Raw genomic sequence first — 11,984 nt, forward strand, 5'->3', positions numbered from 1 at the left:
TATGAGCAAACCACTCGATACTCTCTGGTATACCCACAGCCCGGTCCCCACCGGGCTTGGCATCGCGGTGCAGTCCGGGCGACTGGCCGAAGCCTTCCTGCCCTTTGGCACCAATATCCAATCGTTGCGCGAGTCCACCGAGCGGGAAGTGCGCGAAGCCCACTATGACCATCACCTGCAGAATTCGGTGCGCCACGGTGGCAATATCCCGGCGATCTGGGCCTACGCCAGTGGCGTCGAAACCCGCGTGCTGGGCTTGTCGTGGAGCGACGAGGTGCAGTTGATCCTGACCACCGCAGAGAGCGGAGTCAAGAACGTACGCGACCTGAAAAACCGCCGTTTCGGTCTGCCCAAGTGGGCCAACGTACAGATCGACTTCACGCGTGCCCAGGCCCTGCGTGGCCTGGAAAACGCACTCAAACTCGAAGGTTTGAACGTGTCGGACGTGGAACTGGTGGATTACCCCTATGGCGGGACCTACAGCGATAACCAGACCTCCTATGTGTATGGCCCCGAAATCGGACTGGGGGTCAGCCGCTTCAGCCGGCGCAACAATGAACTGATCGGCCTGCTGCGCGGCGATATCGACGCGATCTTTCTCAAGGGCGCCCACGCTGTGCACTTGGCCAATGAGTTCGGCTTGCATGTCGTAGTAGATACTGGCTCGCACCCTGACCCGTTGATCCGCAGCAATAACGGCACGCCGCGCACCCTCACCGTGGATATCAACCTGCTGCAAGAGCATTTCGATGCCAGCGTGAAAATCGTCGATACCGTGCTGCGCACCGAGCAGTGGGCCTGGGCCAACCCGGATGAAACCCGGCGCTTTCTCGCCAAAGAACTCAATACCAGCGAATACTGGGTCACGGCCGCCTATGGTGAAGATGCGCACCGTCGACTGCGGACCACGCTGGACTCGCGCTCGATCGATGCATTGCAGGATTTTACCGACTTCCTGTTCCGCTGGAACTTCATTCCGCGCCGCTTCGATGTGCGCGACTGGATCGACTTCAGCGTGCTGGAAAAAGTCATTGGTTCCACTTCGCGCGTCGCTGTTTAGTCCTACCCTACCTGTAGGAGCCAGGCTTGCCGGCGATGGCAGCCGTGAAAACGCCATCGCCGGCAAGCCGGGCTCCTACAATTAATGTGTGATCAGTGCCAGCGGTGCTGGCCTGGCAACACTTTCCCTGCTGCTCCAGCAACACACTGCGCGCACTTTCTGCTGAATCCTCCGCAGGTCGTTTTCACGCCTCTTGAAAGCGTTATAAAACTCAGCTTTATATATTTTTTTTATAATTAAAATCAGTAGCTTATGATCATGTATCAACACTGAAATCCTCTTGGCACGATCTCTGCTCTACCCCCCTTAAGGACATATTTTCCGGGGGAGACTGCAATGCATAAAATCAATCCGATCACCAAGGGCCTTTGGCTCGCTTTGCTCGTCGCCGGCAGCACGCACGCCGCTGAAGACGACGCCAGCAAGACCGAGCCGTCACTCAAGACCGTGACCGTCACCGCGCAACACCGCGAGCAAACCCTTCAAGAGGTTCCGGTGGCGGTATCGGCGGTCCAGGGCACCAGCATCGTCGCCGATGGCGTACGTAACATGGGCGACATCACCACCTTCATTCCCAACGCCTCGGCCAAGAATCCCGACGGCGACGGTCGCCCGCGCTGGTACATCCGCGGGCTGGGCACTGGCGACACTGGTGCGGCCACGGTTTACCCCGTAGGCATTTATGCCGATGACGTGTACCTGAATGCACCGATTGCCGGTGGCGGCCCGCTGTGGGACCTGGAGCGCATCGAGATCCTGCGCGGGCCACAGGGCACGCTCTACGGCAAGAACACCACGGCCGGCGCGGTAAATATCATCTCGAAGAAACCGACGTTCGACACCGACGGTTTCGGCACCATCGGCTTTGGCAGCAAGAACGAACGCATCCTCAGCGGCGCCCTCGGCGGGGCCCTGGTGGATGAGAAACTCGCCGCGCGGATCTCGCTGTACTCCGAAGAGCGCGACGGTTTCCAGAAGAACCTGGTGGACGATCACACCTACGGTGACGTGAACAAAAAGGCCGTGCGCCTGCAGTTCTTCGCCCAGCTCAACGACGACCTGGACGCGCTGTGGAAGATCCACAGCCGCGAGTTCAAGGGCGATGGCGCCAACGGTGCGCTGACCCTGGGCCGCTATTACAACGTGGGCTACCAGCGGCCGGCCGGGCGCGATATCGCGCTCAATGTGAAAGACGATTCCAAGCTCAATCACGACGGTACTTCGCTGACCCTTAACTGGCACCTGGGCGACTACACCCTCACGTCCATCAGCGCCTATGACTATATTCGCGGCCAGTCCAGCAGTGACGGCGACTACACGCCGTACGAGGTCAACGGGACCTCCACCGCAGACAACAAATACGCTCAGTATTCCCAGGAAATCCGCCTGGCCTCGCCCCAGCAGGAAACCCTGCGCTGGCTGGCGGGTGCGCACTATTTCCATGAAGATCTGGATAGCACCGCCGGGCGTTTTATCCAGCCCGGCCCGACCCCCAATGGCACAGGTTCGAACCAGATTGGGGGCGCCACGGATTTTCGTGACCTGAGCTACGACCATAATACTGACAGCTACGCGCTATTCGGCAACCTGACCTACGACTTCACCGACAACTTCAGCGTTACCGGTGGCCTGCGCTGGACCCAGGAAAAGAAAGACATCGACCTCAGCCTGACCCAGTTGACCCGCGCCACCGCCAACGGCCCATTGATCCCGCTCGCCGCCGCCGGCAGCAACGGCAATCGCCAGGAGGATAAAACATGGGAAGCCTGGACCTACGACCTGACCCCGGAATACCGCATCAACGACAACGTGCGCGTGTTTTTCCGCTACGCCCATGGCTTCCGTTCCGGCGGTTTCAACACCGGGTTGTCCACCAGCCTGTCGCAACTGACCACGGTAGACCCGGAACAACTCGACGCCTATGAGTTCGGCGTGAAGTCCGAGTGGTTCAACCATCGCCTGACCGCCAACGCGAATATCTTCTACTACGACTATTCGGACATTCAGGTGAACCTGCTGACGGTTAACAACGGAGTACTGACAACCGCCTTGACCAACGGCGCCAAGGGTAAGGTCAAAGGTGCCGAGCTTGAGCTGGAAGGCCAACCCACCGACTACCTGCACCTGCGCGCAGCGATCTCGTTCCTGGACAGCGAATACACCGATTTCAAAAACACCAACCCCACCACCGGCGCCGTCACCGGCGACTACAGCGGCAACAGCTTCGTGCGCTCGCCGCGTAATGTGGTGTCCTTGGGCGGCGACTACACCATCCCACTGGAAATCGGCGGCAAGCTGGTGGCGGGGGCGGATGTGAGTTTCCGCGACAAGGAATACTTCCTCGCCGACCGCCAGAGCAGCGCCGACAAGGACCTGAGCCAGCCTCACTACACCTTGGCCAACAGTCGGCTGACCTGGTACAGCACCGACGAAAAACTCAGCGTCACCGGCTTCGTCAACAACCTCACCGACCGCCGCTACCAAGTCCATGGCCGGCCGAACGGCGGCTTGGGCCAGTACGTGATCACCTACGGCGACCCTCGCACCGTAGGGCTGAGCGTGACCAGCCGCTTCTAACCCAACCACACCTCCACTCCCTGTAGGAGCCGGCAAGCCGGGCTCCTACATTCTGAAAGGACCTTTTTATGTTCCAACGCACTCCGTTGGCCGGCGCCATTGCGCTGGTCATGGGCAGCCTTGCCGTGCCTGTCTTTGCGGCAGACGATACGCAGCCCACTGCAAAAAACGATCACCTGGACACCGTAGTGGTACTCGGCACCCGCCGCAGCGACCTGACCGCCCTGCAAAGCGCAGCCCCCGTCGACGTACTGTCCGGCGAGCAATTGCAGCAGACCGGCGCCACCGACCTCTCCGGCGCCCTCACCGCCTTGTCGCCGTCGTTCAACTTCCCACAATCACCTCAAGGAGCCTTCGGCGGCTCCATCGCCCAGGGCGCTTCGCTGCGTGGCTTGGCGTCGGACCAAGTGCTGGTGCTGGTCAACGGCAAGCGCCGTCACAGCAGCGCGAATATCACCCGTCAGAGCCTGGTGAATGGGCGTGGCGCGGCAGCGGTGGACTTGAGCCTGATTCCGTTGAGTGCGATCCAGCGCGTAGAGATCCTGCGCGACGGCGCCGCAGCCCAATATGGCTCCGACGCCATCGCGGGGGTAATCAACATTGTGCTCAAGGAAAACGACGACGGCGGCAACCTGGGCTATCGCTTTGGCGGCTATGACAAAGGCGATGGCCTGCAGCGTAAGCTCAACGGCTGGAAGGGTTTCACGCTGCCCAACGACGGCTTCCTGACCTTGAGCTTCGACGCCGGCAGCCAGGACCCGGCCAGCGACACCAACCCCGACAACCGGATCTTTTACCCCGGCGATACCAGCGTTAACACGCCCCGCGAGCAGAATAACCGCTACCGCACCTGGCGTTGGGGGGCAGGCAATGTCTCGGACCAGTACAACTTCGTGGCCAACAGCGAGGTCGGCATCGGCGAGAGCCTGACCGCCTACGGCTTCGTCACCTACTCCCACAAGAACACCGACGCCGAAGGTTTCTTCGACCCGCCTACCACCTTGCGTAACAACTACGGCAGTAACGCGTTGGCGCGCTACCCGGACGGCCGCTTGCCGATCACCCGCTACGGCCTGGAGGATTATGCGGTGACCGGCGGGCTGCGTTGGGAGAACGAGCGCCTGGGCAAATTCGACCTGGCGCTCAATCATGGCAACAACACCCTCAAATCCACCGACCGCAATGCGATCAACCCCAGCTACGGCACCAATAGCCCATCGAAGATCTACACCGGAGAGCGCGAAAACGACCAGACCAACTTGACCCTGGACTGGGTGCGTGACTTCCCCACCGCCCTGTTGTTCAAGCCGCTGACACTCTCCGCCGGGTTGGCCTGGCGCAAGGAAAACTACCAATTGAGCGCGGGTGAAGCGGCAGGCTGGCAGAACGGCCCGCTGTTCAATACGGCCGACCCGATCACCGGGCGCCGGATTCCCGGTTATTACTCAGGCATCACCCAGGTAGATGCCGCCTCGCTGGATCGCAAGGTACTGGGCGCCTACATTGACGTCGAAGGCCAGATTACCGAGAAATTCCAGGCCGGCGTGGCGGTGCGTACCGAGCACTATTCGGACTTTGGCGACACCACCAACGGCAAACTGTCCCTGCGCTACGACTTCACCCCACAGATCGCCGCACGGGCCACTGCGAGTACCGGCTATCGCGCGCCTTCGCTGGTGCAGAGCGGCATGTCCTCGTTCAGTGTGCAGGTGGTAGAGCAACCGCCGGGCAGCGGCAACTTCGTCGAGGTGCAACAACGTACGTTGCGCGCGAACAGCCCGGAAGCCCAGGCGCTTGGCGGCAAGGCGCTCAAGCCAGAGGAGTCGACCAACTATTCCCTGGGCCTGGTCTGGCGCCCACTGGAAAATGCCTCGGTCACGGTGGACGCGTACCGCATCAACATCGATAACCGCATCACCCTTTCCGACCAGTTACCCGCCAGCGTGGTCACGCCGATCTTTGCCGGTACGCCCTACGCCAATATCCAAAGCGCGGCGTTCTACACCAACGTCGCCGACACCCGCACCGACGGTATCGAGTTGACCGGCAATTACCAGTGGGACCTGCAGCAATGGGGTCGCCTGAACCTGAGCGGTGGCTTTGCCAAGACCGACACCACCATCACCGGCTTGCGCGATGTGGGCAATATCAAGGGTTCGCAGATTGTCGGGCGCAACACACAGGGCCTGATCGAGGAAGGCACGCCGGACACCAAGCTGACCCTGAGCGCCAACTGGCTGTATGAAAACTGGGGCCTGACCGTGGCCCAGCGCCGCTATGGCGAATGGAAAAGCCTCAATGCCACCAATCCCAGCCTCGATCAAACCTACAGCCCGCAATGGGTGACCGATCTCGACCTGTCGTACACCTTCCACAAGGGCGTAAAAGTCTCGGTGGGTGCGATCAATCTGTTCGATACCCACCCTGACAAATCCGATGGTGCGCAGCTGTATGGGGTACCGAAATACTCCATCACCAGCCCGGAAGGCGCACAGGGGGCGTTTTATTACACCAGCGTGAGCTACGACTTCTGAGGCGGCTGCTGAATGGGTGCTGCCCCAGCAGCACCCCATCACCAATTGCCCGTTTGCCATGAGCTGATCTTACGGGCCTAATCGCCGGCAAGCCGGGCTCCTACAGATGGGTTGGGTTGTGGCACATGTTTTGCGATGGACACGTTGTACTTCGCTGAAAAAGACTTGCCATGCGCACCCATCGATTGTTCACCGCTCTCACCTGGCTGATCTCCCCCCTGGCTTTGCTCGCCGTCTGGACGTGGGTGGCCCATCTCGGGATTTTCCCGCGCAACCTGCTAGTACCACCGGCCCAGGTGCTGCACACCTTCGAAGAACTGCTGGCCAGCGGCGAGTTGCTCGAACACCTGGGTAATAGCTTGTCGCGGCTCGGCCTGGGATTTGGCATTGGTTCGCTGTGTGGCTTGGCCTTCGGCGTGCTGATGGCCTTGTCCAAGAACGTCCAGGTGTACTGCGGGCCGCTGTTCCACACCCTGCGCCAGATCCCCAGCATCGCCTTGATCCCGATGTTCGTGCTGCTGTTCGGCATTGATGAAACCTTCAAGATCATCATCGTCGCCAAAACCGCGTTCTTCCCGGTGGCACTCGCAGCAGGAGAAGGGGTACGCGGCATTCCGCGCAGTTACTTCGAAGTGGCCGACGTGTACCGCTTGCGCTGGCCGACCTTTGTGCGCCTTGTGGCCCTGCCCGCCGCAGCGCCGCCGATCATCACCGGCTTTCGCATCAGCTTGACCCGTGCATGGGTGGTGCTGGTGGCCACTGAGTTGCTGGCGGCCGACAGTGGGCTGGGGCAGATGATCGAGATGGCCCGGCAGATGCTGCGCATCGATGTGGTGATGGTCGGTGTAGTGGTCACCGGGGTGATTGGGTTTGCCCTCGACTATGCCTTTCGCCGTATCGAACAGCGCCTGTTTCGCTGGCAGACCCGCTAGGAGCCTCATATGCTGCCCTTACTGAAGAAATCCCGAGGACTGCTGCTGCCACTGCTGCTGGTGCTCGCCTGGGAATACGCCTCACGTCAGGACGCTGCCGGCGCCTATGCCTTCGTGCCGTTATCGGCAATCGGCTCGGCGTTGCTGGAAATGCTCGGCAACGGCGAACTACTGGTCAACCTCCTGGCAAGCCTGGCGCGCACCAGCAGTGGCTTGCTACTGGGCATTGTGTTCGGCGTGATGCTGGGGGTGCTGATGGCACTGTCCAGTGTAGCCAACCGTTTGATCGGCCCGCTGTTCCACTCGATTCGTCAGGTGCCGATGCTTGGCTGGATCCCGCTGATTGCGATGTGGTTCGGCAACGGCGAGTTTTCCAAAGTGCTGATCGTCACCCTTGCCGCGTTTTACCCGATGGTACTCAACACCTACCAGGGTTTCAGCCATGTGGAGCGCCGTTACCGGGAAGTCGGCCAGGTGCTGGTGCTCACTCCTGTTCAGCAATTCACCCAGATGCTGCTGCCGGCGGCGCTGCCGAGTATCGCCACCGGCGTGCTGCACGCGCTGGCATTCGCCTGGGTCACCGCGATAGGCAGTGAATTGTTCCTGTCCTCCGGGGCAGGCCTGGGCAATCTGATGATGAACGCAGAGGCCGGCTCGCGCATGGAAGTGATCGTGCTCAGCGTGCTGTGCATCGGCTTGCTCGGCTACCTGATGACCCTGTTATTCACCCTACTGAGCCGCCACCTGTTGCGCTGGCGCAACCTCCGTTGAAAGGCCCTGATATGAACGCAATCGCTTCCCCACTTTACGCGCAAACCGGTGCGCTGCAGATTCGCGGCCTGAACAAGACATACCAGATCGAGGGCCGTTCACTGCCGGTGTTGCACGATATCCAGCTCGACGTGCGCCCTGGCGAGTTTGTCAGCATTGTCGGCGCCAGCGGCTGCGGAAAATCCACTCTGCTGCGACTGATTGTCGGCCTGGAAGCCGAATACGAAGGCGATATTTTGCTGGACGGCAAACGTATCGTCGCCACCAGCCTGGAACGCGGCATCGTGTTCCAGGACCACCGCCTATTCCCGTGGATGACCGTCAGCCAGAACATCGCCCTGGCCCTGAAAAACCACAAACTGCCCCAGGCGGAGAAAGACCGTCAGGTAGCTGAACACATCACGCTGGTGAACCTTGAAGGATTTGAAAATGCCTACCCCCATCAGCTCTCAGGCGGTATGGCGCAGCGCGCCGCGATCGCCCGGGCGCTGATCAACAAACCCAAAGTGTTGCTACTGGATGAACCGCTGGGCGCCCTCGATGCCTTGACCCGCGTGCACCTGCAGCGCGAGCTGCAACGCATCTGGGTACAGCAGCGTTGCACGGTGATTATGGTCACCCACGATATTGAAGAGGCGTTATACCTGGGAGATCGAGTGATCGTGATGGACGCACATCCTGGCCGGATCAAGCATGAAATCCAGATAGACCTGCCCCATCCGAGGGATCGGACATCATCAGTGCTACAGGGGTACAAGGAGCAGTTGCTGGAAGAATTGGTAGGGCATTGAGCCTGCCGCTCACAGGCTGCACCTTCCGATCCCGTACGTCTAACTTGGCGCTGCATTGGCGCGACGCTTTGCCCGTGAGGGTTACCGGTCGATTCGCGGCGGAATAAAGCTGAGCATCCACCCACACCTTTGGGTATCCGATCTCGTTCAGCGCCGTCGAGATCGTCGCCCTCATCCCATGACCAGTGAGTTGATCGGCATACCCCATTCGACGCAACGCGCCATTCAGCGTGTTCTCGCTGATGCGTTTGCTTAGATCGCTTCGATGCGCAAATAAGTAGCGCTGTGCGGGAACAACCTGGTCCAGCAAGTGACGCACGATCTCCAGCGCCTGAACCGACAGCGGCACGATATAAGGCGGTACATTTTGGGTCTGCTTACCTGGCTTCCGCATCGCTAGCTGGAGTTGTTTCACCATGAATCGCTCTTGGTTTCGTAGACACCTCCAAGCCCAGCAAACAAATTACGCGGATGCAAATATTAGGTCGAACACAGCCGATCGGAGTTGCTGTTCTCGACCGAGAGCGGATTAGCTGGTCCTTGATGAGCCCTGCCCCCTCCCGTCAGATCCGATGAGGAGTTACACTGAAAGCCATCGACGACCACCCTGCTCCGCCTCAGAGATCGCCAATCTCGATCACCCGCATATCCCGCGCTACTGGGGGCAAAACTGGGGGCATATTTTAGGTTTTCCGACCTGAAAATACTGCGCTAGAGCCTAGTCAAAATGTTCTTTGGCGACCCTGAGAGTCTTTAGGCGTCGTCGGGTAGACTGTTCATCTGATCATTTCTGCCTTTCCACAAACCCTGTAGCGCCATTCACTTCCAGTGGTCAGGTGAACGAGGGGGGCTGGACCACTACAGGATATCCGGGCGGTGCACTCTACCTCCTCACCGCTGGGCCAGCTCACCCCGAAAACCCATCCTCTGCCCGCCGCGCCTCAGGCAGCGGTTGTCAACTCGGTCAGTTGGCTGGCGACAAAGCCAGCCTAGAGCATCAACGCATACACCGTCTTGTTTGGCCCGGCACTCGGGGTATGGGTCCCGGTGGTCCCACCTGCAATCCACACGCCACCGCGAAATGATGTGGAGCCCGGGCGCGATATACTCCAGGCCAAGCCCGGCAGCACACTCCAGCCATTGTCCGAATAACAATTGAGATCCCCCAGTGCCGAGCCATCCGGCGCGACACCGCCCAGGACAAACACGCCACCGTCGCGGGTGAACACCGTCGGAGACGAGCGAGCCGACGCCGGCAGCGGCGGCTGCTCTTCCCACGTGCTCCCCTGGCTGCTGATCCACACATCATTGCTGACCGTGTTGATATCGGTCTGTCCGCCAACGACATACAGGGTGGTGTCCGATGCAGCGATCCCAAACCGCGAACGCGGCGTCCAGCCGGCCGTACCGACCTTTTGCCAGTTGCTGCCGTCGCTTGAGCACCACAGATCATTGAGAGGCTGATAGCTCTGGCCAGAGCCCCCCAGCACCCACAGTTTATCCTTGAACACCACGCAGCCGAAATCACTGCGCCCGGACCAGGCCGCATTCGCGGTCACCTGGGTCCATTGCATGCCGTCATTGCTGCTCCAGACGTCATTCAGACGCTGCGCTCCGGTGTCCCCACCCATCAGCCAAAACTTGCCTTTCCAGTACACGCCGCCGGCATTCGAACGCGCCGGAAAACTGTCGTCGAAACCCGCGACCTGGGTCCAGGTCTGCCCGTCACGCGTGTTGAAGATCGCTTTGGCCGTGTCTGGCGAAAACAGCCACAAGGTATTGGCGTTACCCAGCAGGACGGCCCCACTGAGCGCTTTGAAGTCAGTACCGCTATTAAAGGTGTTCCAACCCCGGTTCAGGAAGAACAGGTCTAAGGACTTGCTCAACGGTCCACCCTGCCCTTGCACAGTCAGGGTGTAGGTGATCGGCTTCTGCGGAAACACTGGATAACTGCCCGAAACAAGGTCGCCCCGGGGAATCACGTAATCGCTTTGCCCCGGTGCGCTGATAACCGCCGACAAGGCGGCGCGGGTCTGCCAGGTCAGGCTCACCCTGGCCGGCAGCGTGCCGCTGTAGGCAGTGGCGACAAAGGCATCCAGCGCCACCGGCGGCACATTCACAGTGAACTGCGTGGTGAAATCCGGGGTGGCTGCATTGAGGGTCTTGTAGGCATTGAGCGTGAACTGGGTGGTGGTGTCGAGCTTGATCTTGTAGTGGTCAATGCCGCTCACCCCAGTGCCGATCTGCCCCTTTGCGCTGTCGAGGGTCGTGTCGCCGAACTGCAGCTTGACCTGCTGCACGTCGAAGCACTGCCAACGCAAAGTGACCTCGTCCCCCAGCTTGGCCAGATTGGAAGGGACGGCATTGAAAAAGATGATGTTCGGCGTCGGCTCGCGCTTTTGCAGCACCAGGGTGAAGTAGCCATCGTCATAGCCTGGGAAGTCGCTGTATTGCAGGTAGGCCACCGTGGCCCCGCGGGGCGCCTGGGTGGTGATCTTCTCTACGACAAAAGCGGCCGTCGCGCCGCTGGCGGGCCCCAGCACGGCCCGGTTAGTGTTGACCGGCTTGAGCGTCCAGACCGGGTCGTTGGCACCGGCACCCGAGTCGGGGTTGGTCGCATCCCATTCGTAAGTCTGATGGCCGTCATGGTACGTGGCCTCGACCGACGTCTTGATGTTCCAGGCCGAGAACGGGTCTTTGGGGTCCGACGGGGTCAACGCCCCGATGCTGTCACCATAGACGAAGGACAACAGCACAGTCGGCGTGTCCACCCAGGGTTTGGTGACCAGGTCCTCGCTGGGCTTGAGGTTGGTCAACTGCAGCACCAACAGGTTTTCGATGGTGACGTTGTCCAGCGGAGTGACATAAACGCTGCTGTCAGGCAACAATTGCACCGCCATGTTCTGGCGCAGATCGCCGGCAAACTCGGGGTAACGCAACAGGAAGATCTTGTACGGCGGCGAGATGTTCTGCCCGTTAACGCGCACACCGAGATCGGCGTTGGTCTGGCTGGTGAGGCTTGAAACAACGCTGCCAAGCTTGATGATGAGAGTGCCGCCCGCATCGATTAGCTGGCTCCCCTTGAGCACCAGCATGTTGCCCTGCACTGTCGCTGCCCAGCCGGTAGTGAGCACCTTGATCTGCGCCACATCCGGGGCATTGAACAAAGTGCCGGGGAATTGCAGGCGAATATCTACGGCCGTAAGCGCCGAGGGGCTGCGCAGGGTTAGCGTGTAGCTGCCGAGGTCCGAGCGCCCGATGTAGATTTCGGGCTTTTGAGTCGAGTCGTTCAAAAATGTCGCGCTGACAGCCATGTCGT

Annotated in this window: 7 protein-coding genes and 1 pseudogene; 6 read left to right on the plus strand and 2 right to left on the minus strand. The window is 60.3% G+C overall.

The features are described 5' to 3' along the window. Window position 1: 1 nt before the first annotated feature. The 6 genes from NIBR502773_RS00275 to NIBR502773_RS00300 all read left to right on the plus strand — a co-directional run bounded on the left by NIBR502773_RS00275 (window position 2) and on the right by NIBR502773_RS00300 (window position 8,665). A complete protein-coding gene (locus tag NIBR502773_RS00275; protein WP_065941389.1) occupies window positions 2-1,060 on the plus strand; it encodes an ABC transporter substrate-binding protein in 1,059 nt (352 codons plus the stop codon). A gap of 336 nt (window positions 1,061-1,396) precedes the next feature. Further along, window positions 1,397-3,637: a TonB-dependent receptor gene (locus NIBR502773_RS00280; RefSeq protein ID WP_065941388.1), complete on the plus strand. Its 2,241-nt coding sequence runs from the start codon at window positions 1,397-1,399 to the stop codon at window positions 3,635-3,637. Window positions 3,638-3,705: 68 nt separating this feature from the next. Further along, entirely contained in the window at window positions 3,706-6,171 is a 2,466-nt protein-coding gene (locus tag NIBR502773_RS00285) for a TonB-dependent siderophore receptor (RefSeq protein WP_141155021.1), read from the plus strand. A gap of 170 nt (window positions 6,172-6,341) precedes the next feature. Beyond that, the gene (locus NIBR502773_RS00290) at window positions 6,342-7,103 is read left to right on the plus strand and encodes an ABC transporter permease (RefSeq protein ID WP_057012235.1); all 762 of its coding nucleotides are present in this window, start codon (window positions 6,342-6,344) and stop codon (window positions 7,101-7,103) included. Window positions 7,104-7,112: 9 nt separating this feature from the next. Continuing rightward, window positions 7,113-7,874, plus strand: a complete 762-nt coding sequence (locus NIBR502773_RS00295; RefSeq protein ID WP_141155022.1) for an ABC transporter permease — start codon at window positions 7,113-7,115, stop codon at window positions 7,872-7,874. Between the two features lie 11 nt (window positions 7,875-7,885). Beyond that, window positions 7,886-8,665: an ABC transporter ATP-binding protein gene (locus tag NIBR502773_RS00300; protein ID WP_141155023.1), complete on the plus strand. Its 780-nt coding sequence runs from the start codon at window positions 7,886-7,888 to the stop codon at window positions 8,663-8,665. Between the two features lie 97 nt (window positions 8,666-8,762). Here NIBR502773_RS00300 and NIBR502773_RS00305 read toward each other — a convergent pair. Both NIBR502773_RS00305 and NIBR502773_RS00310 read right to left on the minus strand, forming a co-directional pair. After that, window positions 8,763-9,083, minus strand: a pseudogene (locus NIBR502773_RS00305) (tyrosine-type recombinase/integrase); the annotation flags it as partial. A 571-nt stretch (window positions 9,084-9,654) separates the two neighbouring features. Then, window positions 9,655-11,979, minus strand: a complete 2,325-nt coding sequence (locus NIBR502773_RS00310; protein WP_141155024.1) for a hypothetical protein — start codon at window positions 11,977-11,979, stop codon at window positions 9,655-9,657. Window positions 11,980-11,984 lie beyond the last annotated feature (5 nt).

The sequence above is a fragment of the Pseudomonas sp. NIBRBAC000502773 genome (genome assembly GCF_006517195.1).
Lineage (GTDB): Bacteria > Pseudomonadota > Gammaproteobacteria > Pseudomonadales > Pseudomonadaceae > Aquipseudomonas > Aquipseudomonas marginalis.